This is a genomic window from Marinobacter sp. LV10R510-11A (assembly GCF_900215155.1).
Classification (GTDB): domain Bacteria; phylum Pseudomonadota; class Gammaproteobacteria; order Pseudomonadales; family Oleiphilaceae; genus Marinobacter.
The window spans coordinates 3,817,089-3,843,495 of record NZ_LT907980.1 but is presented as its reverse complement, the minus strand read 5'-3'; the positions used below and the strand labels follow the sequence as shown (position 1 = coordinate 3,843,495).

Annotated in this window: 25 protein-coding genes, 1 tRNA gene and 2 pseudogenes; 12 read left to right on the top strand and 16 right to left on the bottom strand. The window is 53.9% G+C overall.

All coding sequences use genetic code 11. The features are described from left to right. Positions 1 to 6: 6 nt before the first annotated feature. The 4 genes from hisA to CPH80_RS18470 all read right to left on the bottom strand — a co-directional run bounded on the left by hisA (position 7) and on the right by CPH80_RS18470 (position 2,611). Positions 7 to 756, bottom strand: coding sequence for a 1-(5-phosphoribosyl)-5-[(5-phosphoribosylamino)methylideneamino]imidazole-4-carboxamide isomerase (gene hisA / locus CPH80_RS18485; RefSeq protein WP_096280144.1), 750 nt, complete (start codon positions 754 to 756; stop codon positions 7 to 9). Beyond that, positions 750 to 1,391 carry an imidazole glycerol phosphate synthase subunit HisH gene (gene hisH / locus CPH80_RS18480; protein ID WP_096280143.1) on the bottom strand — a complete coding sequence of 214 codons (642 nt, stop codon included), beginning with the start codon at positions 1,389 to 1,391 and terminating at the stop codon, positions 750 to 752. The genes hisA and hisH overlap by 7 nt, the downstream gene beginning before the upstream one ends. A gap of 38 nt (positions 1,392 to 1,429) precedes the next feature. After that, positions 1,430 to 2,023, bottom strand: coding sequence for an imidazoleglycerol-phosphate dehydratase HisB (gene hisB / locus CPH80_RS18475; RefSeq protein WP_096280141.1), 594 nt, complete (start codon positions 2,021 to 2,023; stop codon positions 1,430 to 1,432). Positions 2,024 to 2,149: 126 nt separating this feature from the next. Then, the gene (locus CPH80_RS18470) at positions 2,150 to 2,611 is read right to left on the bottom strand and encodes an SRPBCC family protein (protein WP_096281781.1); all 462 of its coding nucleotides are present in this window, start codon (positions 2,609 to 2,611) and stop codon (positions 2,150 to 2,152) included. 203 nt (positions 2,612 to 2,814) lie between these two features. On the opposite strand from CPH80_RS18470, the gene CPH80_RS18465 reads away from it, so the two are divergent. From CPH80_RS18465 to CPH80_RS18450, 4 genes are all read left to right on the top strand, one after another. Further along, positions 2,815 to 5,007, top strand: a complete 2,193-nt coding sequence (locus CPH80_RS18465; protein WP_096280139.1) for an AsmA family protein — start codon at positions 2,815 to 2,817, stop codon at positions 5,005 to 5,007. Next, a complete protein-coding gene (gene mutY, locus CPH80_RS18460) occupies positions 5,004 to 6,071 on the top strand; it encodes an A/G-specific adenine glycosylase (RefSeq protein ID WP_096280137.1) in 1,068 nt (355 codons plus the stop codon). Before CPH80_RS18465 ends, mutY begins: the two co-directional genes overlap by 4 nt. A gap of 84 nt (positions 6,072 to 6,155) precedes the next feature. Beyond that, positions 6,156 to 6,428 carry an oxidative damage protection protein gene (locus CPH80_RS18455; RefSeq protein ID WP_096280135.1) on the top strand — a complete coding sequence of 91 codons (273 nt, stop codon included), beginning with the start codon at positions 6,156 to 6,158 and terminating at the stop codon, positions 6,426 to 6,428. A gap of 120 nt (positions 6,429 to 6,548) precedes the next feature. Next, a tRNA-Phe gene (locus CPH80_RS18450) sits at positions 6,549 to 6,624 on the top strand. A 112-nt stretch (positions 6,625 to 6,736) separates the two neighbouring features. On the opposite strand, the gene CPH80_RS18445 is transcribed toward CPH80_RS18450, so the two are convergent. Beyond that, positions 6,737 to 8,233: a Fic family protein gene (locus CPH80_RS18445; RefSeq protein ID WP_096280134.1), complete on the bottom strand. Its 1,497-nt coding sequence runs from the start codon at positions 8,231 to 8,233 to the stop codon at positions 6,737 to 6,739. Positions 8,234 to 8,530: 297 nt separating this feature from the next. Here CPH80_RS18445 and sstT point away from each other — a divergent pair, with 297 nt between their 5' ends. The 4 genes and pseudogenes from sstT (at position 8,531) to rhuM (ending at position 13,009) form a co-directional block, all read left to right on the top strand. Beyond that, entirely contained in the window at positions 8,531 to 9,754 is a 1,224-nt protein-coding gene (gene sstT / locus CPH80_RS18440; protein ID WP_096280132.1) for a serine/threonine transporter SstT, read from the top strand. Between the two features lie 45 nt (positions 9,755 to 9,799). After that, entirely contained in the window at positions 9,800 to 10,774 is a 975-nt protein-coding gene (locus CPH80_RS18435; protein ID WP_096280130.1) for a calcium/sodium antiporter, read from the top strand. 89 nt (positions 10,775 to 10,863) lie between these two features. Then, positions 10,864 to 11,992, top strand: a pseudogene (locus CPH80_RS23425) (Fic family protein). Between the two features lie 3 nt (positions 11,993 to 11,995). Further along, positions 11,996 to 13,009: a virulence protein RhuM/Fic/DOC family protein gene (rhuM, locus tag CPH80_RS18425; RefSeq protein WP_096280129.1), complete on the top strand. Its 1,014-nt coding sequence runs from the start codon at positions 11,996 to 11,998 to the stop codon at positions 13,007 to 13,009. A 32-nt stretch (positions 13,010 to 13,041) separates the two neighbouring features. Here rhuM and CPH80_RS21895 read toward each other — a convergent pair whose 3' ends face one another. The 5 genes and pseudogenes from CPH80_RS21895 to CPH80_RS18405 form a co-directional block, all read right to left on the bottom strand. Beyond that, positions 13,042 to 13,197, bottom strand: a complete 156-nt coding sequence (locus tag CPH80_RS21895; protein ID WP_172898623.1) for a hypothetical protein — start codon at positions 13,195 to 13,197, stop codon at positions 13,042 to 13,044. A gap of 122 nt (positions 13,198 to 13,319) precedes the next feature. Next, entirely contained in the window at positions 13,320 to 14,264 is a 945-nt protein-coding gene (locus tag CPH80_RS18420) for a biotin-dependent carboxyltransferase family protein (protein ID WP_096280127.1), read from the bottom strand. A gap of 2 nt (positions 14,265 to 14,266) precedes the next feature. Continuing rightward, positions 14,267 to 14,977, bottom strand: a complete 711-nt coding sequence (gene pxpB / locus CPH80_RS18415) for a 5-oxoprolinase subunit PxpB (protein WP_096280125.1) — start codon at positions 14,975 to 14,977, stop codon at positions 14,267 to 14,269. After that, the gene (locus tag CPH80_RS18410) at positions 14,955 to 15,725 is read right to left on the bottom strand and encodes a 5-oxoprolinase subunit PxpA (protein ID WP_096280123.1); all 771 of its coding nucleotides are present in this window, start codon (positions 15,723 to 15,725) and stop codon (positions 14,955 to 14,957) included. The genes pxpB and CPH80_RS18410 overlap by 23 nt, the downstream gene beginning before the upstream one ends. 80 nt (positions 15,726 to 15,805) lie before the next feature. Then, positions 15,806 to 16,030: pseudogene (locus tag CPH80_RS18405) on the bottom strand (hypothetical protein); the annotation flags it as partial. A gap of 183 nt (positions 16,031 to 16,213) precedes the next feature. Between CPH80_RS18405 and CPH80_RS18400 the strand changes: the two are divergent. After that, on the top strand, positions 16,214 to 16,606 hold the full coding sequence (locus tag CPH80_RS18400; RefSeq protein WP_096280121.1) for a globin: 393 nt from the start codon (positions 16,214 to 16,216) through the stop codon (positions 16,604 to 16,606). 80 nt (positions 16,607 to 16,686) lie between these two features. Beyond that, on the top strand, positions 16,687 to 18,426 hold the full coding sequence (locus CPH80_RS18395; RefSeq protein ID WP_096280119.1) for a SulP family inorganic anion transporter: 1,740 nt from the start codon (positions 16,687 to 16,689) through the stop codon (positions 18,424 to 18,426). 14 nt (positions 18,427 to 18,440) lie between these two features. On the opposite strand, the gene CPH80_RS18390 is transcribed toward CPH80_RS18395, so the two are convergent. From CPH80_RS18390 to CPH80_RS18365, 6 genes are all read right to left on the bottom strand, one after another. Next, complete coding sequence (locus CPH80_RS18390; protein ID WP_227520246.1) at positions 18,441 to 19,643, bottom strand: multidrug effflux MFS transporter; 1,203 nt, start codon at positions 19,641 to 19,643, stop codon at positions 18,441 to 18,443. Positions 19,644 to 19,725: 82 nt separating this feature from the next. Continuing rightward, complete coding sequence (locus CPH80_RS18385) at positions 19,726 to 20,169, bottom strand: DUF4124 domain-containing protein (RefSeq protein ID WP_096280116.1); 444 nt, start codon at positions 20,167 to 20,169, stop codon at positions 19,726 to 19,728. Positions 20,170 to 20,261: 92 nt separating this feature from the next. Then, positions 20,262 to 21,470: a glycolate oxidase subunit GlcF gene (gene glcF / locus CPH80_RS18380; RefSeq protein ID WP_096280114.1), complete on the bottom strand. Its 1,209-nt coding sequence runs from the start codon at positions 21,468 to 21,470 to the stop codon at positions 20,262 to 20,264. A gap of 21 nt (positions 21,471 to 21,491) precedes the next feature. Next, positions 21,492 to 22,559 carry a glycolate oxidase subunit GlcE gene (gene glcE, locus CPH80_RS18375; protein WP_096280112.1) on the bottom strand — a complete coding sequence of 356 codons (1,068 nt, stop codon included), beginning with the start codon at positions 22,557 to 22,559 and terminating at the stop codon, positions 21,492 to 21,494. Beyond that, the gene (locus tag CPH80_RS18370; protein WP_096280110.1) at positions 22,552 to 24,024 is read right to left on the bottom strand and encodes an FAD-linked oxidase C-terminal domain-containing protein; all 1,473 of its coding nucleotides are present in this window, start codon (positions 24,022 to 24,024) and stop codon (positions 22,552 to 22,554) included. Before CPH80_RS18370 ends, glcE begins: the two co-directional genes overlap by 8 nt. A gap of 38 nt (positions 24,025 to 24,062) precedes the next feature. Beyond that, positions 24,063 to 24,488, bottom strand: coding sequence for a GlcG/HbpS family heme-binding protein (locus CPH80_RS18365; protein ID WP_096280108.1), 426 nt, complete (start codon positions 24,486 to 24,488; stop codon positions 24,063 to 24,065). A 218-nt stretch (positions 24,489 to 24,706) separates the two neighbouring features. On the opposite strand from CPH80_RS18365, the gene CPH80_RS18360 reads away from it, so the two are divergent. Both CPH80_RS18360 and CPH80_RS18355 read left to right on the top strand, forming a co-directional pair. Beyond that, positions 24,707 to 25,465 (top strand): FCD domain-containing protein, encoded by a 759-nt coding sequence (locus tag CPH80_RS18360; RefSeq protein WP_096281780.1) that lies wholly within the window; start codon positions 24,707 to 24,709, stop codon positions 25,463 to 25,465. A gap of 156 nt (positions 25,466 to 25,621) precedes the next feature. After that, positions 25,622 to 26,392: an ABC transporter ATP-binding protein gene (locus tag CPH80_RS18355; RefSeq protein WP_096280106.1), complete on the top strand. Its 771-nt coding sequence runs from the start codon at positions 25,622 to 25,624 to the stop codon at positions 26,390 to 26,392. Positions 26,393 to 26,407 lie beyond the last annotated feature (15 nt).

Below are 26,407 nucleotides of genomic sequence, written 5' to 3'. Positions count from 1 at the left end.
CCTTCCTCAGCCTTTCGGGGTGTCACAAAGGGTGTCGCAAAATGCCTGAGCTTCTGCCACGTCCAGCGTGCCCTCGTAAATCGCCCGGCCCGTAATCGCACCGATGATGCCTTTGCTTGCAGCAGGCGCCAGACGCTTGAGGTCATCCATGTTGGTAACACCACCGGATGCGATAACTGGGATGCCGCTCGCTTCTGCTAACGCAGCAGTGGCTTCTACGTTAACGCCCTGCATCATGCCGTCGCGGTTGATGTCGGTGTACACAATCGCTTCCACGCCGTCGTTAGCAAAGCGTTTGGCCAGATCGGTCGCCATCACTTCCGATACCTCCGCCCAGCCATCTGTAGCTACGCGGCCGTCTTTAGCATCCAGGCCTACGATAATGTGACCGGGAAAGCGCTTGCACATCTCGGTCACAAATTCAGGTTCTTTGACCGCTTTGGTGCCGATAATCACCCACTGCACACCGGCTTTCAAATAGGCCTCAATGGTTTCAGCAGAGCGAATACCGCCGCCAATCTGAATCGGCAAATCCGGGTACTTACGGGCAATGGCCTGAACAATTTCGCCGTTTACCGGCTCACCCGCAAACGCACCGTTCAGATCGACTAGGTGCAAACGGCGAGCTCCTGCTTCCACCCAGCGGGTGGCCATATCAACCGGGTCGCCACCGAAAACGGTGGAATCTTCCATCCGGCCCTGGCGCAACCGCACACATCTGCCGTCTTTAAGATCAATGGCGGGAATAATCAGCATGTTCCATTCCAGTCAGTAAAGTTCTTGAGTAGCTGCAGCCCTGCCCCGGCACTTTTCTCCGGGTGAAACTGCACAGCAAAAATGTTGTCGCGGGCCACTGCAGCCGCCAAATCGACACCATAATGGCTGCGCCCCACGATATCCGCGTTGCCTTCTGCCTCAGCGTAGTAACTGTGCACAAAATAGAAACGATCACCGTCGGGAATACCCTGCCAAAGTGGATGCGCTTTGGCCTGAAAAACCTCGTTCCAGCCCATGTGGGGTACTTTCAGGCGCACGCCGTTTTCCACCAGGCTATCGCCAAAGAAACGCACTTGGGAGGGAAAAAGGTTAATGCCGTCGACACCGCCGTTTTCTTCGCTGCGGGACATAAGTGCCTGCATGCCAACACAGATCCCGAGGAACGGACGATCGCGGGACACTTCCCGCACTAGCTCATCCACACCCAGCCGGCGAATCTCTGCCATGCAATCACGCATGGCGCCAACGCCGGGCAGTATCACCCGGTCGGCTTCACGAATTTGGTCTGCGTTGTCGGTTACCAGAACTCTGGTATCCGGGGCTACGTGCTCTACCGCTTTGCGGGCAGAGTGGAGATTCCCCATGCCGTAGTCGATGATGGCAACGGTTTTCATGGTTAGTGCGGTGTCCTTAAGTTGCTAGGAGCGGGGAATTACAACGAGCCTTTGGTAGACGGGGTAACACCCGCCATGCGCTCATCCATTTCAACTGCCATACGCAGAGCACGGCCGAATGCTTTGAACACCGTTTCGATCTGGTGGTGGGTATTCTTGCCCCGAAGGTTATCGATATGCACAGTCACCATGGCATGGTTGATAAATCCACGGAAAAACTCTTCAAACAAGTCCACATCAAAACCACCCACAACAGCGCGGGTAAAGGGCACATTCATAATCAGGCCAGGGCGGCCAGATAAATCAATCGCCACGCGCGACAGCGCTTCATCCATGGGCACGTAAGCATGGCCGTAACGGCAAATGCCTTTTTTGTCGCCCACAGCCTGTTTGAAAGCTTGGCCCAGGGTGATACCAACGTCTTCCACTGTGTGGTGATCGTCAATGTGCAGATCGCCTTTAGAGACGATATCCAGATCCATCATCCCGTGACGGGCGATCTGCTGAATCATGTGCTCCAGAAACGGCACGCCGGTATCAAAACTGGATTTACCGGTTCCGTCGAGATTAATTTCAACGGCGATCTGGGTTTCGAGGGTATTTCGTTCTACCCGAGCCTTACGTTCGGCCATGGGGACTCCGTAGCAAATTAAGCGGCACAACGCCGGAAAAGTTTAATTCACGGATTATACATTCTATGCTCTCAGGTGTCCCACAACCGAGTTAATCAGCACGATAGTTGGCCTGATCGTAACTCGTCAGAACACTTTCTTAAGATTGTTCATGTAGGTGTCCACCAGCCCATTGAACTCATGCTTAATAACCGGGCTGATAGCGAGCTTCAGAAGGCTGGGCAGTGGCAATGTAAGCTCAGCACTGGTCTGGAATTTTAGCCCGGTGGCTTTGTCACCTTTTGCAGTCAACACCCAGGACCCGCTAACCAAACCGTTACCTTCGCCTTTTACCGGCTGCCAGGTAATTTTTCCGGCGTCTTTGTCTGAAAAATACTTGCTGGCGTATATAGACTGGATAGCGTGTTTATCGACACCTACTTTTTCCATTTCCCAGCGATAGGTGTTGTCCCCCAAATCCGTCAGCTTGTGCACTTTTGGAAAATGGCTTGCAGAGCGTGGAACATCAGCCAGCAGCTCAAAAACCTCATCATAGCTCGCAGGGATTTCAAGCTCCCGGTTTAGCTCAATCGAAACAGTAATAGCCACAGCAGACTCCTTTTTATGGTTATGTTTTTCAATGTAGTCGGAAAACAATGGATGCATTTTGGCCCAACACTACGGCATTGTCATACTGATACCCTGTTAATTTGCTAACCCTGCGTTATCCTTTAGGTAATTCGCACCAGATTCGCCTTGAATCCTGAATGCTCTCGCAGCAAGCTCTCGCAACAAGAAAGGAATCCTGAATCATGAAAGCCATACGTTATGTGCTGATTGCCATCGTTGCACTTGTTGTTCTCGCCGCTGCCGCGATCGCGATTGCCATGGCCGTCATCGACCCGAACGACTACAAGCCGCAGATCGAAAAGATTGTTGAAGAACAAACCAACCTAGACCTTATTCTGCAAGGCGATATCGGCTGGTCTTTTATTCCACTTGGGCTAGAGCTTAATGATGTAGAGGCCACTTTGGATGGTGAACGCCTCGTTGCGCTGAAGCAACTGGTGGCACAGATAGATTTTTGGTCTCTGATCGCCATGTCACCGCAGGTAGACACCTTTGTGCTCGACGGCCTAGACGCTCACCTAAGCATTAACGAGAAGGGGGAAGGCAACTGGACTCGAATCATGCCAGAACCTGCAGACGGCGATGCGAAGAAGAACAAACAGGATATTGCTAGCAATTCTGAGGAAGCTCCCGCTGCGGAAGGCGAACAAAGCGGTGAAGCCCTTAACTTCAATGTCGAGAACGTACAGATCAGCAATGCCCAGGTGCATTACAGCGACCAGCGCACCGGGCAAACGGTAACGCTGGAAAACTTCACCGTGAATGCCAGCAACATTACTCTGGGCTCCGAATTTCCGCTGGAAATCGGCTTTCGTGTAGAAACGACCCAGCCGACACTCGAAGTGGACGGAAGTATAGAGGCCCGCCTTGCAGCCAACGAAGCGCTGAACGATTTTACGATTTCTGGCCTAGAAGCAGTGTTCAAAATGAACGGCGAGCCGTTTGGCGACAAATCAGTCACCGCCAAACTGAGTGGATCAGCTAAAGCCAACCTGGAAAATGAAACTGCGACCCTGAGCGACATCACCGCCAGGCTCGCAAACCTGACCCTGAGCACTAACCTTGATGTGAAGGGCTTCGGCGACAAGCCAACCCTCAATGGCAAAGTGGCCATCAGCGAGTTCTCCCTCAAAGACCTGCTCGAGAATTTGGGTCAGCCCGCTATAGAGACCACCGACGAGGCAGTCCTCCAAGCCATCGCTTTCTCTACTAACATCGGCGGCCCTGCAGGCAAACCTGCACTGTCTAACCTGGTGATCACGCTTGATGACACCACATTCAAAGGCTCTGGCAGCTACAACCTCGACACCGGCGGCATTGTGTTTGACCTACAGGGCGACAAACTTAACGCCGACCGCTACCTGTCACCGCAAGTTGAAGGTGCAGAAACGGATGCCGCAGCACAAACCGCAGACGCAGGCCCAGAAGGCGACCTTCTGCCACTGGAAACCTTGCGCGGCCTCCTCCTGGATATCGATTTCGGGCTGAGCGAGTTGGTTGTAAGCAACCTGACCATCAACGAAATCAAAGCCAGCACAACCGCGAGCAAAGGCGTACTGAAAATTGACGAGTTCAGCGGCAAGCTTTATGAAGGCAGCTTTGGCGCCAATGTAACAATCGATGCCCGCACCGACACCCCGAAGTGGACCGTCAATTCCGATGTAAGCAATGTTCAGACCCTTCCGTTGCTGGCTGATGTGGCAGAGGTCACCATGCTGTCAGGCGGGGCCAACCTCAAAGTAAATGCTACAACATCCGGCAACCGTATCTCCGTTCTGAGAGAGAATGCCGATGGCCAGATCAGCTTCAATCTTGCCAAAGGTGAGTTCCGGAAGATGAACCTCACCCGTATGGCTTGCCAGGGCATTGCCCTGGTCAACCAAGACCAGCTGACAACCGATGACTGGGGTGACACAACTCCGTTCAATGACATGCGCGGCACTCTGGAGATCAACGGCAACATCTTCGACAACACAGATTTGGTTGCCTCACTGGCGGGCATGAAACTGGAAGGTAATGGCACGGTTGATATGAAGCAGACCCTGGTAGATTACGAGCTTGGGCTGCGCATTGTGGGCGACATTCACCGGGATAATGCCTGCCGGGTAACCGAATATGTGGAAGACGTTGTTATACCGGTAGAGTGCCGTGGCGACTTCTCCGCAGGCGCGGCCAGCCTGTGCTCCTTTGACGGCTCTCGCTTCCGCGACACTCTGAAAACCATCGCGTCGAATGCCGCAAAGAAGAAAGCCAAAGAAGAAGTAGATAAAGCGAAAGGCAAAGCTGAAGAAAAAGTGCGCGAAAAGCTGGAAGAAAAACTCGGCAAGGACGGGGGTGATAAGGTTAAAGACGCACTCAAAGGCCTGTTCAAGTGACAGCAGGCCACTTTGCCGAAAATATTCTAGGTTGGTACGACCAGCACGGCAGGCACAACCTGCCGTGGCACCATAACCGCAACGCCTATCGGGTGTGGGTTTCTGAAATCATGCTTCAGCAAACCCAAGTGGCGACCGTTATCCCCTACTACCAAGCTTTCATGGAACGCTTCCCCGATGTGGCATCCCTTGCGGAAGCGCCGGTTGATGACGTACTCAGCCATTGGTCAGGGCTTGGCTACTACGCCCGCGCACGCAACCTACAAAAAGCTGCTCGATCCGTTATGGAGGATTTTGGTGGGGAGTTTCCTGACACTCAAGAACAGCTGGAAACTCTAATAGGCATTGGCCGCTCCACCGCTGCGGCCATCATTGCCCAGACACTCAACAAACGCGCCGCCATTCTCGACGGCAATGTAAAACGGGTGCTGGCTCGCTACCACGCCGTTCCCGGCTGGCCCGGGCAAAGCTCAGTACTGAAACAGCTCTGGGAACACGCCGAAGCCCACACACCGAGCGATCGCGTTCGAGACTATACTCAGGGCATCATGGATTTAGGTGCAACGATATGCACTCGCAGTCGGCCCGCCTGCAACGACTGCCCCTTGCAGCGGGGTTGTTCAGCTTACGCCAGAGGCGAGACCAGCCTCTACCCCGGCTCCAAACCTAAAAAAGCCAAACCCGAAAAAACCACCTGGATGGTTATTCTGGAAGACAACGAAGGCCGCATTCTGCTGGAACGACGCCCGCCGAGCGGCATCTGGGGCGGTCTCTGGAGCCTGCCGGAACTGGACGCTGCCTATGGCGCGGACGAACTGCAGGAAGCATGCGAACAGAACCTTGGGTTCGATTGCGGAGAACCTGAGCTAATCAGCGGTTTTCGCCACACGTTTTCCCACTACCATTTACATATCCAGCCCGCACGGCTGGGCGTAATCGCGCAGAATAGCGTGAGAGATGATGCCCAACAGAAGTGGCTACACAGGCACGAAGCATTGGCCTTGGGCCTTCCAGCGCCCATCCGAACACTTCTCACCAATCCAGAGCAGGTCACTCTGCTCTAAGAGCCGAGCGCCCGCACGTTCAGCTGGCACTATCTGCTATCATCCCGTCACTCACATACCGCACACATTAAGACAGGAGCGAACATGAGCCGCACCATTTTTTGCCGCAAACACCAGAAAGATCTGGTTGGCCTCGACTTCCCACCCATGCCCGGCGCAAAGGGCCAGGACATCTTCGAGAACATCTCCAAACAGGCATGGGAAGAATGGCAACACGAGCAAACCATGCTGATCAACGAAAAGCACCTGAGCCTGATGGACCCCAACACCCGTAAATACCTGCAGGCGCAGATGGCGCACTACTTCAATAACGAGCCTTTCGACAAAGCCGAGGGCTACGTACCGCCGGAGCAATAGCACCGGTTTGATCAAAGCCTGAGCAACCCTGAAAAGATTCAGAAATTTTTCGGGCTGGTCTTGACTCACCACACCGAAACCGGTTTAATAGCGCCCCGTTGCACAGCAGTATAGCAACTTGCCCGGATAGCTCAGTCGGTAGAGCAGAGGATTGAAAATCCTCGTGTCGGTGGTTCGATTCCGCCTCCGGGCACCATTATTTAACGAAAAAGCCCGCTTCTTAGCGGGCTTTTTCGTTTCTGGGCGTCCCATCGGGGAACTGTGCGATGGGCTTTATGCCTTAGGCCTACGTTTGATATTGCCGGTGTTCATTGGGTCAGATCCTTGGTGTGCTCTATAGCTATTGCTTGATAGGCTGCTTCCAGCGCATCAAATACGTCATCTGGCACTTTGTATTGGTATTGCTTGCGCCGGTTTTTTGAAATGTTGCCGTTCTGATCCAGGCAAAACATCACCAGCCGAGAGAGGTCGGCGTTCGATACATCAAATTCTTGATTTATCCGACGGTAAATTTCGTCGTAACGGGCGAGGAAAACGGTCTCTTCTTTCAGGTGATGCTCAATGGCTTGCTCAGTAGCTTTGGCCATGAATTCAACGCATTCTGTGCCATCCCAGTACCGGTACAGGCTTCCATGACCTTTAAAGTCAAAAAAGAATTGGTTTTCATCTATAAACGTAACGTCCCAGAACCTGCGGGCCGGTTCAGAAAAATGCTGTAGTACCGCTAGATAATCCGTTTCGTTTTGGCGCATCACGATAGACACCGGCAGAACCAGCCCGTGTTTTAACGCGCCGGTTTGGCACAGCACCTGGTGAAACAGGAAGCGAGACAGGCGGCCGTTACCATCCATAAAGGGGTGTATAAACACAAAGCCAAAGGAGATGATGCTGGCCAACACCAAAGGGTCTACATCCTCAGGGGGTTGGTTTGCCAGTGCCATCAACTCTTCCATCAGCGCCCTGCCCAGCTCCGCTGAGGGTGGCACGTAGGAGACCCCTAGTGCACCCCGCAAACCGTCGCTCAGGTAATTTTGCTCGGTGCGGAATGAGGCGGCCAGTGAGAACACATTGCTGATCACCGCATTTTGCAGGTCGACCAAGTAATCTTCATCAAGATCCCGGGGGTTGTGGGCCTGCTTGAGCAGCTCAACGAATCGAGTGGCTTTGTTATCAGTCGGCGACTCGTTCTCAATGGCGTAGGAATCTTTGGTTTCGTGCAGATAGGCCCAAGCAAGCGTGCGGTTGAGTATGTCTTTGGGTAGAGACTCGGTAAATTCTGCGGCTTCTTGCAGCAGGTTTTTGCCAAGTAATGCCTCAATTATATCGGTACGGCGTACGGTGACGCAGTAACCCAACGTACCTAGGCCATTGAAGGTGACGCGCCAGCGCGGATTTTTAAAGCCCTTTCCCGTTATGTACTGCTTGGGGTCAAAGAGGGGCAAATACGCTTGCTTGATCTCGTCAACGTTGCGCTGAATCACTTGTCCTGTGAAGTGCTCCCACAAAAAGCAGACCTTGCGGAGGTACTGGCTATTGGGCGACGCGTTAAACGCGCTTCGAATCTCTGGTTCTAATATTTTGGGCAGTGCCTGCGCAAGAACTTGAAGGTTTACGCCTTCATGTTTGAGGGCAAACAACACATGCCCCAGTAGGTCATTGTGCTCTGGTGCAAGCTTGCCAGGTACGGCTACGGTGTTACCGATGACTTCCTTACGGGTAACAGAACGCACTTCTGCCACTATCGCCGGCTCTATAGCTGCGATGCCAGCGTGGTAGATAATGTGTGCATAGCCAACGTGTTTCATGATTCTGCCTATCTTCCCTTTGGGCCTACTTTTTTTACAGCCAATTAATTTTTTTTACAGTGAGCCCTCAATTTACTATTTTTTCTACACAAAAGACCAATAAAAGCTAATTGACGCACTTACTTTAGATGCACTCGTCGATTAGGCTCACCCCCTTCGGCAACAGAAACGCTCGAACCTGAATCGTTTTACCAATTCGACAACTCGTTTACACTTCTCATTCTTGCTTACTCGACGAGTTTTCCAATTGGCAACCAAATCATTATCCGTTTTTAAAAACCACACCCTGAGGTTTTCATGTTTTCTGGATTGAGCTCTGTTTTCCGATCTGTGATGCGGCTGAGTCTTGTTTCTCAGATTGCGCTCGGCATCGCTGCTGGTGTGCTGCTGGTGATCATATCGCCAGAGGCAGCAGGCTCTGTTGCGCTTCTCGGTCAGCTGTTTGTCTCAGCATTGAAAGCTGTGGCGCCGGTGTTGGTTTTTGTGTTGGTGGCTGCCGCCATCGCAGGGCATACGCAGGGGCAGCCCACCCATATTCGTGGGGTATTGATGCTTTATATAGTGGGAACCCTTGCGGCCGCGATGGTTGCGGTGGTGGCCAGTTTCCTGATGCCGACTGAGCTAACGCTGGATCTGACTGGGGTAAGTGGCAACCCGCCTTCGGGCATTGCGGAAATTCTGAGAAACCTACTGCTCAGCGCTGTAGCCAACCCTGTCACCGCGCTGATGGAAGCCAACTTTATCGCCATACTGGCATGGGCAATTGGCCTGGGTTTTATGTTGCGTACCTCCAGCGAAGCCACGCAACAAACCCTCAACGATGTTTCAGACGCGGTCTCTGGAATCGTTCGTGGGGTTATCCGCCTGGCGCCTTTGGGTATTTTCGGGCTTGTTGCCAATACGCTTGCAGAGGCAGGCCTTGGCGCTCTTCTTGAGTACGGCCAACTACTTGGTGTTATTGTGGGCTGTATGCTGTTTGTGGCACTGGTAACGAATCCATTGCTGGTGTTCTGGCAGATTCGCCGCAACCCCTATCCGCTGGTGTTTGAATGCTTGCGCGGCAGCGCGATTACCGCTTTCTTTACCCGCAGTTCGGCTGCGAACATACCCGTCAATCTTGCGCTGTGTGAGCGCATGAACCTGGATGAAGACACCTACGCGATTTCTATACCGCTGGGCGCCACCATCAACATGGCAGGTGCGGCAATTACCATTTCGGTGATTACCCTAGCTACGGCGAACACCCTTGGCATACCTGTTGATTTCCCCACCGCACTGATTCTTTGCGTGGTTTCGGCCATAGCCGCCTGCGGTGTTTCCGGTGTCGCCGGAGGCTCGTTGCTTTTGATTCCTCTGGCAACCAGTCTGTTCGGGGTGCCGACTGAAGTTGCCATGCAGGTGGTCGCTATTGGCTTCGTCATCAGCGTGGTGCAGGATTCTACCGAAACAGCTCTCAACTCCTCCACCGACGTGCTGTTCACCGCGGCGGCGTGTCATCGGGCGGAAGCTCGGCAACAGTAGAGAGGAGCGATTCGCCGTGTATTCCCGTTACCCCGAGGACTGACAATGCTTCTTTCGCTGCTCTCTATTGCTGCCGGACTCGCCCTGCTTGTCTGGAGCGCAGACTGTTTCGTGGAAGGTTCGGCGGTAACCGCCAGCCACTTCGGCATGCCGCCTTTGCTGATTGGCATGGTAGTGGTTGGTTTCGGTACGTCTGCACCGGAAATGGTGGTATCGGCACTTGCCGCAACTCAGGGTAACCCTGGGCTGGCGCTAGGCAACGCCTATGGCTCGAACATTACCAATATTGCGCTTATTCTGGGGATTACTGCACTGATCAGCCCGATTGCCGTCCACTCCCAGGTGATGCGCAAGGAACTCCCAATACTAACGATGATCACGCTGCTGGCTTTCTGGCAGCTATGGGATGGCGTACTGAGTTTCTTGGATGCCGTGGTGTTGATTGCAGTGTTCTTCGGCTTGCTTGCATGGTCAATCCGCCAAGGCATGGCACAGAAGGTAGACCCGGTGGCAGCCGAAATGGAAACGGAGCTCAAGGCTCACAATATGCCGGTGAAGAAAGCCGTGCTCTGGCTATTGGTCGGACTTGTTCTGCTCGTTGTCAGCTCCCGTATTCTGGTCTGGGGGGCGGTAGACCTGGCGTCGGCGTTTGGTGTCAGCGACCTCATTATAGGCCTGACCGTTGTGGCGGTCGGAACATCGTTGCCAGAGTTGGCGTCTTCAGTCATTGCCGCCCGCAAGGGCCAGCATGATCTGGCTCTCGGCAATATCCTGGGCTCTAACCTGTTCAACACTCTTGCAGTGGTGGGTATCGCAGGGCTGATTTCACCTATGGCAGTGCCACCGGAGGTGTTGAGCAGAGATCTGGTGGTTATGGCTGCGCTGACTGTTTTACTGTTTGCGCTTTGCTTCGGCTTCCGTGGCCCTGGGCGCATCAACCGGCTAGAAGGCGGGTTCCTGCTGGCGTGTTTTATAGGCTACACGGCGTTTCTGGTCGGCACGTCACTTCCGGAATTCTGATAATAACAGCCACCCGTGGCTGGAATATGAGCCGATTATAAACCATAATCGGCTCATATTCTGATCTGATAAGGCGAGTTATTCGGCTCATGTACATCTGGGAACAAACAGCGTGGCCTGACTTTTACTGGGATGAGGCAACACTCCGTCCCAGGTTAAACGCCGTGCGCCTTTTGCAGGGACGACTTTTGGGCCGCTCCGACGCTGCGCCTGAGCAAGCGGATCTGGAAATAGAAATGGATGCACTTATCCAGAATGCTATTCGCACCAGTGAAATTGAAGGCGAACACTTGGATGCAGGCTCAGTGCGCTCCTCTGTTGCCCGGCAGCTTGGACTGGAACGGGCCGGTGTATCTGGCAGGACAACACCGGAACCTGAATCGCTGGTTGCGCTGTTGCTCGAGGCCACGCATCAAGTTGATGAGCCTCTATCTCGCGACCAGTTATGCCAGTGGCAATCCATGCTCTTTCCCGAAAGCCCAGACCCGTTATCCAAAATCCGCGTGAGTGATTTGCGGGGTAAACAACCCATGCAGGTGGTGTCCGGGCGGCAGGATCGCCCGAAGGTGCACTTTGAAGCCCCGCCACGGGATTGCTTTGAAACCGAGTTGGGCTACTTTATCAAATGGTTCAACAACCCCCCCCACCGATCTGGACCCCCTGCTACGAGCTGGGGTTGCCCACCTTTGGCTTGTCACGCTGCACCCTTTCGATGATGGCAACGGGCGCGTAACTCGCGCTGTCACTGACCGGGCGCTGGCACAGGCAGAGCGCCAGTCGGTTCGGTTCTATTCCCTGAGTGCAGCCATCATGGCAAGCCGAAATGCTTACTACGACAACTTGGAACAAACCCAAAGTGGTGATCTGAACATTACCGTGTGGCTTGCCTGGTTTTTGGACACCCTAGAAGAAGCCATGCACCAGGCCATGTCGAGAATGGATCGGGTATTGGCCAAGGCAACGTTCTGGCAACGTCAAGCCACCACCGTGTTGAACGAGCGGCAGATCAAGGTTCTGAATAGGTTACTGGACACCGTCGGTGAAGAGTTCGATCAGGGGATCAATGCCCGGAAATACCAATCTCTGGCAAAGGTGAGTAAAGCCACAGCGACACGGGATTTGGCAGACTTGCTGGAAAAAGGTTGCCTACGCAAGCTGCCAGGCGGGGGGCGCAGCTCACGTCACACTCTTACTTTGAAAACAATAGAGAAGGAATAGGTCATGGACGATCAACAAGTGAAAATCTTCACATCAAGCGATGGTCAGGCGCAGCTGGAAGTGGCGCTGGATCAGAAAACTGTCTGGCTGAGCCAAGCGCAGATGGGGCAATTATTTGATTCCACTCCAGAAAACGTCCTGATGCACCTAAAGAACATCTTCAGCGACAATGAACTAGATGAGCGAGCAACTACTAAGGATTCCTTAGTAGTTCGTCAGGAAGGAAAACGAGAAGTTCGTCGCCGCATCAAGCATTACAATCTTGATGCCATTATTTCAGTTGGTTATCGAGTCAGTTCCAAACGAGCTACACAGTTCCGTCAATGGGCCACCAAGACTATTAAAGAACACCTAGTACAAGGCTACACCCTCAATCAACGCCGCCTAGCCGAGCGCGGCATCGAATTCGAGCAAGCAGTTAGCCTTCTAAGCCGCACCCTTACAAATCAAGGCCTAGTGTCCACTGAGGGAGAAGCTGTAGCCCGAGTTATCAGCGACTACGCTCGTTCTTGGAGCCTGTTACAAGGTTACGACGACCAGCAACTGGCCGAGGTTGGTGTTTATCAGCTCAACATGCGCCCTCTGGAACTCAGTGAAGCTCTTGTCGCCATTGCTGAGCTAAAGCAAACCCTGATCACAAAAGGCGAGGCAACGGAGCTGTTCGGTCAGTTGCGAGGCGACGGGCTAACTTCAGCATTGGCTACGATTGAACAAGGCTTCGGTGATGAGCTGTTTTATCCCAACGTCGCCACTCGCGCAGCGCACTTGCTCTATTTCGTCATAAAGAACCATCCGTTAGCCGACGGTAATAAGCGCTGTGGGTCATTCCTGTTTTTGTGGTATCTACGACGCAACGAAACGCTTCTGGCGCGACCGGTTGAGCAGCTCATCAACGACAATACTCTAGTGGCACTGGCTCTGTTGGTTGCGGAAAGCCTGCCAGATCAGAAAACATTGATGATTCGGCTAATCGAGCACTTCATCTTGCTGAAAGAACCTGCCGTCGAAAAGAGTTGAGGTATGGCGAAGGATTTTCGTAAAACAGCCTCTCAGGCAGCCTTGCGAAAATCCTCCATCCGTACGCTCTTGTCCCGGTTTCGGCGGTATTTGCTTTTATTTTCAACCACTCGCATTTGGTACTTCGGGGTTTTGAGTTCCCGCTGCACGGCGCTGTGCTTCGTAGGTGTTGCCTTCTTTTTCGCCATCGTAATATCTCCACTGGCCGTTTGTGTACGCCATAAGATTATAGCACCTAGCAATTTTTCACGAGCGTAAGGAGTAACACTCACTCTTGGCCAGGCTCAGGCGCCTTTGTCTGTGGAGGGCACTATAGATAGTCAAATTGTGCCTGGAACTCCAAATACTGAACGTGCGCACGCTCAGAAGTGATCGGTTTGAAAGTCACCGTCTGACCCGGTTGGCACTGCGCTAAGCGGCTACAGGATAAAGGCGTTAGAGTGCCGAGCCTTGGGTAGCCTCCAATGGTCTGGCGATCGTTCAGCAAAACGATTGGCTGGCCGTCAGGGGGAACTTGTACCGCCCCCAACGCCAGCCCTTCAGAGATCATGTTGTTGATGGCGCACTTTAGTAGTGGCCCTTTCAGGCGAACACCCATCCGATCTGAACGGTTGTCTACTGTCCAACTCCGATTGAAGAAATCGAAGAGACTACGGCCGCTGAACTCCCCAACTTGAGCACCAAGAACCAAGTCCAGTACTGCAGGCTTGGCATAATTGATTTTTTCAATCTCGGGCACTAGGCGTGCTTCTGGGTGAGTACTAAGTGATTCACGGTTGAGTTTAAGTACATCACCCACGGCAAGCTGGCGCCCATCTCCACAATGTCCCCCAAGCTTCTCCCGTGCCACGCCTGAAAGGCTGCCAAGCACCGGTTCTGCCTGAAAGCCTCCAACCACTGTCAGATAAGCTCGCAAGCCATAACGCGGCATTGAGAATGTAAGAGCGTCCCCAGCGCGCATCTGAAAAGCAGCCCAGTTCTGGATGGGATTTCCATTCACTGCGGCACCCAAATCTGCTCCTGCCAACGCGAGAGAAACGTCTGAAGTTGCCTCTAGGCTCAGGCCACCCAAAGTCACTTCCAGCGCCGCAGCACCCCAAGGATTTCCAACTAAAAAGTTACCCCAGGCCCAAGCGTGAAGATCCACTGCCCCACCCTGAGTGATGCCAAGGTGGCGCACACCAAATCGCCCAGCATCCTGAAGCGATGCCAACGGGCCGGCTTTAATAACCTTGAGCGCATCTGCAAGCTCCACGGTCAGGAATCCTCCTGTGGCGTGGAGTCTCCACCTAACCGGAGAAACTCCTGCTTGCTGACCGGCACCATTTGAACGCGGTCGCCTACTTGCAAGTAGCTCATCTGATTACGGGTGTGGTCAAATAGAACAACGGGAGTACGCCCTAGCAGGTTCCAGCCACCCGGGGATTGCGATGGATAAGCAGAGGTTTGGCGGCCAGCAATGGCAACACTGCCGGCATAAACTTTTGGCCTGGGAGTAGCCAGTCGTGGGGCTTCAAGACGAGGATCGACAGACCCCATGAATGCAAAGCCGGGCGCAAAACCCAGAGCAAACACTTGGTAGACAGTGCCTGCGTGCAACTCGACCAGCTCTTCCACGCTCAGGGCATTTTTTTCAGCTAGGCGCGACAAATCAGGCCCAACAGTCGGCTCGTACCAAACGGGCAGTTCTCTTAGGGGGCCTGTATTACTCGCCTCAGCTGGTGACAGCTCCACAAGCAGTCCTTGCAGTTTTAGGCGAGCCTGCTCGGGCTGCAAGAGGCGGGGATCATAATGCACCAGCAACGTGGTATACGAGGGAACCAGATCAACCAATGCGGAGCCAAATGCTTCTTCGCATTTACGGCAAAGAGCCATCACTGAGGCAAGGTTGTTTTCATCTATACGGTCAAACAGGCGAACCAGCCAAGCGCTTATACCTGCGTTTTCAATCCGCGGATAAGCATTCATTAGCACCCCCGTTTGTCAGTGCGGCTCGAATGGCTTGTGCTGCATGGATGGAAGCTTCGTTGTCTCCATGAACGCACAAAGTATCTGCTTGCAGGAGCAATTCCGATCCTTCCACCGCCTGTATCGACAGCCCTTTTGCAAAACGGTTAGCCTGTTCAACAATGAGCTTTTGATCATGATGAACAGCGCCTTGTTTGCTGCGAGAGACCAAGCGTCCGTTCTTATGATAAGCGCGGTCCGCAAACACTTCGAACCACAGCTGCAGGCCATGCGCCTTGGCCATCGCCCGCACAGGCTCTGGATCATTGGTTGCAGGCACAACGAGTACAAGCCCCGAATCGTAAGCCTGCACGCCGCGCATCACTGCTGCCAGGAGCGCGTGATCACCGGCCATGTCGTTGTAGAGGGCGCCGTGGGGCTTCACGTAGTGCAGCTGCGCACCTTCGGCTTTGCACATGGCCGCCAGCGCGCCAACCTGATACAGCACGAGGTTTTCCACCTGCTCCGGAGTACAGGCCATGGACCTGCGGCCGAACCCGACCAAATCCGGATAGGACGGGTGCGCACCTATAGTCACACTATGCTCTGAAGCTAGGCGCACCGTAGCGCGCATGATGTCTGGATCAGAGGCGTGAAAACCGCAGGCAATATTCGCCAGGTCCAACAACGGCATCAACGCCGCGTCGTTTCCCATGACCCACGGGCCGAGACTCTCACCTACATCCGCATTCAGCAGCAGTTGTGTCACGATATCGCACCTCTGTTTTCCAGCCTTAGTCTTGGATTAAAGGTTTCAGCAACAACCCTGTTTCTTGATCTCAGCCCAGTCTACCTTAGCCGCCTGGCGACCGTGTTTGCCCTTGTACGGAGCATACTCCGGCGATTCAAGCAGGAATCACAACGAGTTGTCACCAAGTCATAAACGCACCCGCCCTCATTATCAACCCCATAGCCTGCAGGCGTATCATCGATGATGGTTGCCATCGGGTGCAGGTATGGCAGCGTAGACCATAACCGATCATAGGTTCTAACGTGAGCTCGCTGAAGCTTCCGTGTGCGGGACTTTGTAAACTAACTAACTGAAGAAGCGAACCAACCGGATACAGCGCAGACATAAACCTGCCCGCGCTGCGTTAGTTTTCACGTTAACAAAACTCAACTGAAGAAATTACATTCAAACACTATCCTTAGCGCCCTATTCAAATGCCAGCCATTTCGCAAGGACACTTACTGCACATGAATAACACTGACCTGGTTTTTCAAAGCTATGGAAGATGCTGCAATCGCGACGAGTTTTTTGTCGATTTCTACGACCATTTTATGTCGAGCTCTGATGCCATCAAGAACCGCTTTGTGAATACAGATATGCCAGCGCAACGGCACCTACTGCGCCATGGCATTCTGCAGCTGATACTGACCGCCCGGGGTATGCCTGACCGCAAACTGAAAGCACTTGGTGAGAGCCACAATCGGGCGAATTTTGACATTAAGCCTGAATGGTATTCTTTATGGTTGAGCGCACTTATGAAAACCGTACGCCTTCATGATCCGGAATACACAAACGAACTTGGAGATGCATGGAAAGAGGTGCTGACACCGGGAATTGACTTAATTCGGGAAGCTTACTAACAGCCCGGTTTATACTTCTTGATTCAGCCAATTGATTTCCACACACTTGAAGGCTAGCCCTCTAGCGAAAAACTGCTTCTATGCTCTACAAATTACTGCCTGGTTTGCTTTGGCTGCAGGGATACACCGCCCATACCTTAAGACACGATGTGGTATCGGGCCTGGTTATTGGCGTCATGCTGATTCCGCAAAGCATGGGCTATGCGGTGCTCGCGGGCTTGCCACCAGAGTTCGGGCTGTACGCTTCAATCTTCCCGCCGCTTTTGTACGCCTTGCTGGGAACCTCCAATAAGATCTCCATCGGGCCGGTGGCACTGGATGCCATTCTTATTCTCTCCGGCCTCAGCGTTCTCGCCGAACCTGGCTCAGACCAATACCTTCAGCTGGCTGTGGAGCTGACTCTGCTGGTTGGTTTGATTCAGTTTCTGTTCGGGGTACTGCGGTTTGGCTTTATCGTCAACTTTCTCTCCTACCCGGTTGTTGTTGGCTACACCTCTGCTGCGGCCATAATCATTATAGGCAGCCAACTACAAAGCCTGACAGGCGCTCATATAGACAGCGCCAATGTGCTGGACCTTTCCTGGCAGTTGCTGGTGAATATAAGCGACTGGCACGGCGTTACGGTGGGGATTGCGGTGGCAAGCCTGCTGTTTATCTTTTTTTGCAAACGCCTCGTACCAAAACTGCCTAACGCGCTGATCTTACTGGTTAGTGCCATGCTGCTATCGGGGCTGTTTCATGCCGGGCAGGCCGGTGTAGACGTGATTAATTCGGTGCCGCAAGGCTTTCCGCCACTGCGGATACCAGATATCGATTTTGCGAAACTTGCCGAGCTATTGCCGGTGGCGTTTACCGTAGCCTTGATGGGGTTTGTGGGCACCATGTCGATCTGCAAGTCGCAAGAGTCGCCAAAAGATAAACGCAGTGTATTGCCAAATCAGGAACTGATCGCGCTTGGTCTGGCGAACGCCTTGGGCGCCATGTTCCGGAGTTTTCCGGTTTCTGCCAGTTTTTCACGCAGTGCAGCGCTGCGCGAATCGGGTGCGCTGACTCAGGTATCCGCAATTATCTCCTCAGCCCTGATTGCCATTACGGTGGTCTTTCTTACGCCACTGTTTACCGATTACCCCTTACCGAAGGCCGTTCTGGCCGCGATTATCGTTATGTCTGTGCTGGGACTGTTCAAGTACAAAGAGATGAAAACCCTGTTCCAGCAGGATAGAAAGGAGTTTGTGATCCTGCTAGTCACCTTCCTCATCACACTGTTTTTGGGTGTGCAGCAGGGGTTGCTGGTGGGCGTAGCCGTGTCGCTGGTGCTGGTCATTTATAACAGCACAACCCCACACATGACCGAGCTGGGCAAGCTTGATGGTGAAGACCTTTACCGGAATATCTATCGCTTCGAGAGCATAAGCGTACGCAAGGACTTGTTGATTTTCCGTTTCGATGCACCGCTGTATTTTGCCAACAAAGATTATTTCATGACACGGCTATACAGCCTGATAAAGCGGCGACCCGAAAGTGGGCTTAAGGCCGTGATATTGGATGCGCAGGCAGTGAGCAGCATCGATAGCACCTCACTGATCATGCTGGAAAGCGTGATCGAGAACCTGCGGGAACAAGGCATCCAGTTTTACCTGGTAAGCCTCATAGGCCCGGTTCGCGACACGCTCACCCACTCAGCTTCTTTGCGCGAATACGTGCTGGATGAACATATGTTCCCTCAGATAACAGACGCGGTTCTGTACATTGATCAGGGCATCAGCTCCCGCGCTTCAATCGCCAAGCAGAGCAATGCTGCAAGAGCCCGGCGAAGTTAAAGTTAAACGTTAAACTAAGCCCGGCTCTCTCGCTCAATCGCACCCGGCCCGCCCGCTGCCAGTATGGCCGCACCGAACACACACACAGCCATAACCAACACAATGGGCAGCAGCGTTCCGCCAGCCAACGTTGCTGAGAGCGCGCTTACGGCTCCAGCGATGGTGAACTGCGCGGCCCCCAGCATTGCCGCAGCGGTCCCGCCAAGGTGGGGGAAAAACTCCAGCGCATTAGCCATATTATTGGGAACAATGGCACCCATGAACCCAACGGCCACAATAATACAGGCAGCTATAACCCAGTAGGGCGCGCCAGCCCAAGCGCAGATCACTAATACGCTAACGGCGATGGCCTGCAGGAATACACAAGCTCTGAGAATCTGCACAGACTGGTACTTATTTAGCAGGCGACGGTTGAGCAGATTCATGCTCGCCATGGCCACTATATTGGCGGCGAACAACCCTGAGAACATGGCGTTTGATAGCCCGAACCACTCCTGATAAATAAACGAGGCGTGCGTGATAAACACCAGCATGGCGCTGAAGCATAAGGCCTGTAGCCCAACGAATCGCATGGTTACTCGGTGGCGGAGAACAAACGCATAATTTGTAATCAGCGTAGAAATCGGCGTTTGATCTTTCTGCCGAGGCGGCAAGCGCCGAAACAGCACAAAGTGCAGAACCACTGCCAGCAGGGCCGCGTAGCCCGCCAGCATGAGGAAGATCGCATGCCACTCACTGAAATAAAGCAGTGCTGAGCCAATGGACGGCGCCGCCGCCGGGGCAATAAACATAACCAGACCTATCAGGCCAAACAGGCGCGCCGCATCCTGGCCACTGGTCTGGTCGCGAACAATCGCCGGCACCGATACCGCACAGAACGCACCACCGATGCCCTGCACTATGCGCCAACCCAGCATATCTGACAGTGTTTCTGCCTGCGCGACCATAAACGCGGCACACGCAAATACCACCAGCCCGGCGAACAGAACCTGCTGCCGGCCATAACGATCGGATAACGGGCCGCCCAAAAGCTGCGCGAGACCCAAAGCCCCCACGTAGGCGCTCAGTGTGAGCCCCACACCTCCATGCCCCACGCCAAGCTCATCCGCAATTTCCGGGAACGCAGGCAGGTAGGCATCAAGTGCCAGCGGCCCCAAGGCGACAGTCATGCCTAAAAGGATGGCTAGTTGAAGATGAGATAGCGGTGTTGTTTTCAAGCCAGTATTCCAACCAGAGAAACCTGATAGAACATAAAACCCTTTGTTTGTTAGGGTGCTTACTAAACAGCAGTCTACAGCATCAGCGCAAAATACACTCCCGGCCCAACGCCTGACCGAGATTACGGCGTTTGCTGCGTAAGCTGTTGCCCTTGCTATTACCATAGCCCGCCCGAAGCTGTGATTGAACCTGCGCCAGCTTGCGTCGATAATTCGCACAGGTTTTCTTCTGTTTCGCAACGGCCTTTGCTTTCGATTTTCTACGGGACGCATCACCTTTGCGATCAGTTGAGAGCATATCTTTTACCTGCTCGCGGATACCCGAAACACGCTTCTGCTGATGAAGATTATTCGCCATGGGCACTGTTATTGGGGCAGCCACCTCAACGGGCTGGTAACGTTTATTCGGAGGTGGGGAATCGGTGAAGTGGACCACGCCGCTGACGTCTGTCCAGGTATAGATATCGGCAACAACCGATGACGAGAAAACGAATATCAAAACCGCAGCAGCCATAATCCTTGGCATAACCATCCACTCCCTGTGGTGACGTTAATTGCCGAAGCAGTATAACGCGTGCCACAGGGGATGATAGAAGGTGATAGACCACGCCCCACGGTTTACGGGTCGAGCAGCTCTACCCAATGCTGTACCGGCACCTGGGACTTGCTCTCAAGGTGCATCTGGCAGCCGATGTTGGCCGTTACGATACTATCGGGGTTATCCACTGTAAGCGCCTTGAGCTTATTATCCAGCAGCTTCTGGCTGAGTTCCGGCTGCAGCACAGAGTAGGTGCCAGCAGAACCACAACACAGGTGCTTGTCTTTGGTGACGGCAAGGTTAATGCCTGCTTTGGTGAGTACCTGCTCCACCACACCACTCTGCTTCATGGCGTGTTGCAATGTGCAGGGGCAATGGAACGCTACCTTACCGGGGTTCTGCTTTACCTTTAGGTTTCCAAGATCCTGTTTCAACAGAAAGGCGCCAAGATCTGTGCACAGCTCGCTGACTTTCTGGGCCTTCGCGGCGTATACAGGATCGTCTCTCAGCAAGTGGCCGTAATCCTGAACCATGGCGCCGCAGCCAGACGCTGTCATCACTATGGCCTCTGCCCCGGCTTCAATGGCTGGCCACCAAGCATCGATGTTTTGGCGCATACGTTCCAGGCCTTTCTCATGCTCGGAGAGATGATAGTTCACCGCACCGCAGCAGCCGGCTTCTGGCGCTTCCACCATAGTAATGCCCAGCTTATCTAACACGCGCGCCGCCGCGGCGTTGGTGTTCGGTGTGGCAGATGGCTGCACACAACCGGCTAGGGCCAAAGCAATGCGGTTATGGCTTGCGGCTGGCCAGGGGCTGGCTTGTTTTCTGGGCGGCACTTTAGCGCGCAATTTACCCGGCAGCATGGGGGCGAAGGCTTGCCCAAGGCACAGTAGGAATCCGAACAGCGCGCGGTTGGGCAGCACTCTTGCTAGTGCCCAGCGTGTCCATTTGTCTTTTGGGGCTCGGGGCAGTTCTTTGTCGATAAGGCCCCGGCTGATGTCTACCAGGCGCCCGTATTGTACGCCAGAGGGGCAGGTAGTTTCGCAGCTGCGACAAGTAAGGCAGCGGTCGAGGTGTTCGCGGGTTTTTTCGGTAACTTCGGCGCCTTCTAGGAACATTTTCATGAGGTAGATGCGGCCACGGGGCCCGTCGCGCTCGTCGTTCAGCTCTTGGTAGGTTGGGCAGGTTGCGGTGCAGAAGCCGCAATGCACACAGGCCCGCAGGATGGCTTCTGCTTCCTGCCCTTCCGTTGTGTTGGCAAATTTTTGTACCAGGTTTGTTTGCATGTTTTACCTGTTTTGGTGGATCTACAACCAGCTATACAATCGGCCTGGGTTGAATATTCCGTCTGGGTCGAACGACGCTTTCATTCGGCGTTGGATCGTTTTAAGTGCATTGGGTTGGCTGTGCATTACTTCCCCGCTGCGGTCGCCGCCTCGGAACAGGCTTACCTGGCCACCAGCGGCTCGAGCTAGGGGCTCCATATCGCTGAGTTCTGCAGCTCCCAGATACCAGCGTTGGGCGCCGGCCCAGTCGATGAACCATTCCCCTTCTATAGCCGGGTTAGCAGCCGTGGAACCTACGGAGAAGCGCCAGAGTGGTGCGCTCTTGTTGGCAAAGAACTCGTGCTGCATGTCTTGTACGGAACGCCAGAAAGCGTCGCCCTGCTCCATTACCTCGCCACTCCACTTTTCAGCGGTGGCTTCAACGGCGCTTTTGGCGCCGGCTAGCCGCAGGTAAACTTTGCCGTTTACCCAGCAGGCGGCGGTGATCGGCTTTGGTTCTGCCGCGCGGCTGTTCATGTAGTGCACCACTTCGTCCATGGCCATGTCTTGTACCAGGGTTAGGCTGGCTGCGGGGCTTGGCATGACTTTCAGGCTGATTTCTGTGATGGCGCCGAGAGTGCCAAGGGCTCCTGCTTGTAACCGGGACACATCGTAGCCGGCGACGTTTTTCATGACTTCGCCGCCAAAGCGAAGGTGTTCACCTTTGCCGTTGAGTAAGCGTACGCCCAACACTTGATCCCGCACTGATCCGGCCCATGGCCTTGCGGGGCCCGAGAGGTTGCAGGCAAGTGTGCCGCCGATGGTAGAGCCTGGGCCAAAGTGCGGGGGTTCAAAGTGTAGTGCCTGGCCGTGCTCAGCAAGCGCGGCTTCTATGTCGCTCAGGGGCGTTCCGGCACGCACCGTCATCACAAGTTCAACCGGGTGATAATCTACGATTCCGGTATGTTCGCCTAAATTAAGAGTACTGGCACCCGGGTTTGGCTCACGGCCCATAAAAGCTTTAGTGCCACCACCAACAATGTTGAGTTTTCCTCCGCTGGAGCGAGCTTGGAGCACCTGTTCCTGGAGTTGTTGGGAGATATCAGGCATGCGCGCCTTCCGTTTTTCCATGTTTGTGTTGTTTGTACTCGAGGGAGCGGTATTCCTGGCAGAATTTCAACGCGGGTACGCCTTTGCCCGGGTTAAGAATGCCCGTGGGATCGAAGGCGGCTTTCACATCGTGAAACTGCTGCAGTTCCTGATCGTTGAATTGAATCGCCATTTGCCGAATCTTTTCTACGCCCACACCATGTTCGCCGGTAATACAGCCGCCAACGTCAACGCACATTTTCAGAATGCTGGCACCAAAGGCTTCCGTGCGTTCAAACTCACCCGGTACGTTGGCATCAAACAGTATCAGCGGATGCAGGTTGCCATCGCCGGCATGAAACACGTTGGCCACGCGTAAATCGAACTCTTCTGCCATTTTCTCCATTTCGGTCAACACATGGGCAATGTGCCGGCGGGGAATCGTGCCGTCCATGCAGTAATAATCCGGAGAAATACGACCGACTGCAGGAAAGGCACATTTTCGGCCTAGCCAGAGCAGCGCTCGCTCCGGTTCACTTTGGGAGGTGCGAACCGAGGTAGCCCCAAGTTTGCGGAAAACCGCCTCGGCCGCGGCAATGTGCTCGTGTACTTCTTCTTCGGTGCCGTCCACTTCGCATAGCAGCAAAGCTTTAGCGTCGCGGGGGTAGCCGGCGCCGGCAAAGTCGTCGGCGGCCACGATGGCATGGCCGTCCATCATTTCCAGCCCACCCGGAATAATGCCATGGGAGATAATACCGCCCACGGCGTCACCAGCTTTCTGTACGCTGTCAAAACCCGCCATCACCACACGCGCCACTTCGGGCTTGGGTAGTAGCTTCACCTTCACTTCGGTTACCACACCCAACAGCCCTTCAGAGCCGGTTATCACGGCGAGCAGATCCATCCCGCAGCCATCAAGGCCGTCGCTGCCAATAGTCACCACATCGCCTTCGGCGGTTACCATTTCCACGCTGAGAATGTTGTGCACCGTAAGACCGTACTTCAGGCAGTGCACACCGCCTGAGTTTTCCGCCACATTCCCGCCGATAGTGCAGGCAATCTGCGACGAGGGATCTGGCCCGTAATAGAGGCCATACTGGGCCGCCTCTTCGCTGATGGCCAAGTTACGAACGCCAGGCTGCAGGCTCGCTGTCCGCGCCAACGGATCAATCTTTAGAATGCGGTTGAACTTAGCCAACGAGAGCACCACGCCTTCTTTGTTCGGCATGGCGCCGGCGCTCAGGCCGGTTCCTGCACCCCGAGCAACAACCGGAACCCCATGTTCATGGCAGATGCGCATAATTCGCTGCACCTGGGTTAGGGTTTCCGGCAGCACCACCAGCAACGGCATTTCGCAGTACATCGACATGCCGTCGCATTCGTAGGGCTTCATGGTTTCATCATCTGTAATGATGAAGTTCGGATCAATAAATGCCCGGAACTGTGCCGCCAGCTCTTCTTGGCTGATTTTCGGTTTGGTTGTCATGACGCCTCGCTCGACCTGCTAATCTCAATCAGTCCTTCTTAACCGCCTTGGCTTTCGAAGTAAGCGATCCCCGCCTGGGCGCAGTCCATATCCTGTTGCGGTGTGCCAGAACTAAGCCCAATACCGCCCACCACTTCACCGTCAACAGTTACCGGCAAGCCGCCGCCAACGGAGCTTATACGGCCACCCACCTCGGTATGAATACCAAACGCTAAGCTGCCCGGCACGTTCACCGCATTGTAATCGTGGGTCGCTTTTTTTGCAGCCGCCGCCGTGAAGGCTTTGTCCTGGGCAATGGTAACGCTGCTGATTTTGCCACCGTTCATGCGCTCAAACGCGATCAGATTGCCAGACTCGTCCACAATGGCGATGCACATGGGCACACCAATATCCGAAGCCTTAGCCGCAGCACCTTCAATCAACACTCTTGCCTCGGCAAGATCCAGCCGTTTAATCGTTAACATCACACTTACCTCCTCGGTATGAGAGAAGATAGTCGTAGACGGCTGCTAATTAGTCCAGCGGGGAGGACACTGGTCAGACCAGTTTTTAAATTCAGGAAAATGGACGTATCCCTCCGGATCAGCCATATTCAGTGGGCTTGCACACAAATGAAGGCGAAGACCGAATAAAAACAATGACAAGAGTCACTGATCAGACCAGTAAGCACACAGGCAACTTGATGGCTATTTCACAGGAAATCTCCTACCGGCTAGAACGGCTGATTCTCGATGGCGGGCTGGCACCAGAACAAAAAATTCCCTCAGAACGACAACTTGCTGCGCGCCTGCGGGTGTCGCGATCGGTTATCCGCGAAGCCCTTCACGAGTTACAGGGGCGGGGCGTGATTGAAACCCGCCACGGCAAGGGATCGTTTGTTTCTACCATGGTGCCCGGATCCGGCGACCTAAGTGCCCAGGGCCCCCTGATGCATCTTTTTGAAGGACACCCGCGAACGCTATACGACTTGTTGGAGGTGCGTGAACAACTGGAGGGGCAAGCAGCATACCTAGCCGCGCAGCGGGCAACCGACCTAGATCGACACCGTATAACCAAAGCTTTTCGCGCTCTGGAAGAAACAGACCCACTGAGTAACGCCCGCCCAGACCACGGTTTTCACCAGGCCATTGTGGAGGCCTCCCACAACCCGATATTGGTTCACGTGCTCAACAGCCTCAAAAACATGATGCTGATGACCGTGCAGGCATCGGTAGCCAACCTGAACCCCCGTGCGGAAATGCGCAAAAAAATCGTCCTTCAGCATCGCCAGCTATACGAGGCGATCATTTCCGGCAGGCCAGCCACCGCCCAGAAGGTTGCTATGGCGCATGTGCGTTTCGTGAGCAAAGCCATGCGCGACATGGAACAGGAAGGCAGTACGTTGATCCGTATTCCGGTTGAACAAGAGGTGCCTGGGGGCCATCACCGTGCGCACAGCTGAAACCTGCAAAACGCTTGCATTGAGCACTCAGTGCGCCACAATAAAGTCGCAAATATCGTCGCTAAAAAACTGTAAAGCTGTGTATGAAAGGTGTTGATTTCCACCTCCACAGTCAGTAAAACAAGCGCCTTTGAATTATAGCTTCAGGAGTCACCCATGGCGGACCACGCGCCTTTGATCTGCAAGGACATTCACAAAACCTTCGCTGAGCTTGAAGTGCTCAAAGGTATCTCACTGGAGACCCAAAAAGGCGATGTGGTTTCTCTGATCGGTAGCTCCGGTTCTGGCAAAAGCACCTTCCTGCGCTGCATCAACTTGCTGGAAACGCCCACCTCCGGTGACATCATTGTTCACGGCGACCCTATTCGGTTTACCAACAACCGGAAAGGCGAACGTATTCCCGCGGATATCAAGCAAGTAGAGTTGATACGCGCCAAGCTTTCCATGTTGTTCCAAAGCTTTAACCTGTGGTCGCATATGACAGTGCTGGAAAACATTATTGAAGCGCCGATTAACGTGCTCAAGGTTCCAAAAAAGGAAGCCATCGAGCGCGCGGAGGCCTACTTGTACAAGGTGGGCATCTATGAACGCAAAGACTATTATCCGGCCCAGATGTCCGGCGGACAGCAACAGCGTGCAGCCATTGCCCGGGCGCTGGCCATGGAGCCCGAAGTGATGCTGTTTGATGAACCCACTTCGGCACTGGACCCAGAACTGGTTGGAGAAGTGCTGAAGGTTATGCAGAACCTGGCCGAGGAAGGCCGCACCATGATCGTGGTGACTCACGAAATGGCGTTTGCAAGAAATGTGTCGTCCCAGGTGCTATTTTTGCATCAGGGCGTCATCGAGGAACAGGGTACACCCGTGCAGGTGTTTGATCATCCGGATTCAGAACGCATGAGGCAATTCCTCGCTCCCAACTTCTGACATGCGGTGCTATCG

Excerpts from the sequence above, each read along its gene's own strand:
- hisA (WP_096280144.1), bottom strand. The coding sequence starts at position 756 with ATGCTGATTATTCCCGCCATTGATCTTAAAGACGGCAGATGTGTGCGG.
- hisH (WP_096280143.1), bottom strand. The coding sequence starts at position 1,391 with ATGAAAACCGTTGCCATCATCGACTACGGCATGGGGAATCTCCACTCT.
- hisB (WP_096280141.1), bottom strand. The coding sequence starts at position 2,023 with ATGGCCGAACGTAAGGCTCGGGTAGAACGAAATACCCTCGAAACCCAG.
- CPH80_RS18465 (WP_096280139.1), top strand. The coding sequence starts at position 2,815 with ATGAAAGCCATACGTTATGTGCTGATTGCCATCGTTGCACTTGTTGTT.
- CPH80_RS18455 (WP_096280135.1), top strand. The coding sequence starts at position 6,156 with ATGAGCCGCACCATTTTTTGCCGCAAACACCAGAAAGATCTGGTTGGC.
- CPH80_RS18445 (WP_096280134.1), bottom strand. The coding sequence starts at position 8,233 with ATGAAACACGTTGGCTATGCACACATTATCTACCACGCTGGCATCGCA.
- sstT (WP_096280132.1), top strand. The coding sequence starts at position 8,531 with ATGTTTTCTGGATTGAGCTCTGTTTTCCGATCTGTGATGCGGCTGAGT.
- CPH80_RS18435 (WP_096280130.1), top strand. The coding sequence starts at position 9,800 with ATGCTTCTTTCGCTGCTCTCTATTGCTGCCGGACTCGCCCTGCTTGTC.
- rhuM (WP_096280129.1), top strand. The coding sequence starts at position 11,996 with ATGGACGATCAACAAGTGAAAATCTTCACATCAAGCGATGGTCAGGCG.
- CPH80_RS21895 (WP_172898623.1), bottom strand. The coding sequence starts at position 13,197 with ATGGCGAAAAAGAAGGCAACACCTACGAAGCACAGCGCCGTGCAGCGG.
- pxpB (WP_096280125.1), bottom strand. The coding sequence starts at position 14,977 with ATGAATGCTTATCCGCGGATTGAAAACGCAGGTATAAGCGCTTGGCTG.
- CPH80_RS18400 (WP_096280121.1), top strand. The coding sequence starts at position 16,214 with ATGAATAACACTGACCTGGTTTTTCAAAGCTATGGAAGATGCTGCAAT.
- CPH80_RS18395 (WP_096280119.1), top strand. The coding sequence starts at position 16,687 with ATGCTCTACAAATTACTGCCTGGTTTGCTTTGGCTGCAGGGATACACC.
- CPH80_RS18385 (WP_096280116.1), bottom strand. The coding sequence starts at position 20,169 with ATGCCAAGGATTATGGCTGCTGCGGTTTTGATATTCGTTTTCTCGTCA.
- glcF (WP_096280114.1), bottom strand. The coding sequence starts at position 21,470 with ATGCAAACAAACCTGGTACAAAAATTTGCCAACACAACGGAAGGGCAG.
- glcE (WP_096280112.1), bottom strand. The coding sequence starts at position 22,559 with ATGCCTGATATCTCCCAACAACTCCAGGAACAGGTGCTCCAAGCTCGC.
- CPH80_RS18370 (WP_096280110.1), bottom strand. The coding sequence starts at position 24,024 with ATGACAACCAAACCGAAAATCAGCCAAGAAGAGCTGGCGGCACAGTTC.
- CPH80_RS18365 (WP_096280108.1), bottom strand. The coding sequence starts at position 24,488 with ATGTTAACGATTAAACGGCTGGATCTTGCCGAGGCAAGAGTGTTGATT.
- CPH80_RS18360 (WP_096281780.1), top strand. The coding sequence starts at position 24,707 with ATGGCTATTTCACAGGAAATCTCCTACCGGCTAGAACGGCTGATTCTC.
- CPH80_RS18355 (WP_096280106.1), top strand. The coding sequence starts at position 25,622 with ATGGCGGACCACGCGCCTTTGATCTGCAAGGACATTCACAAAACCTTC.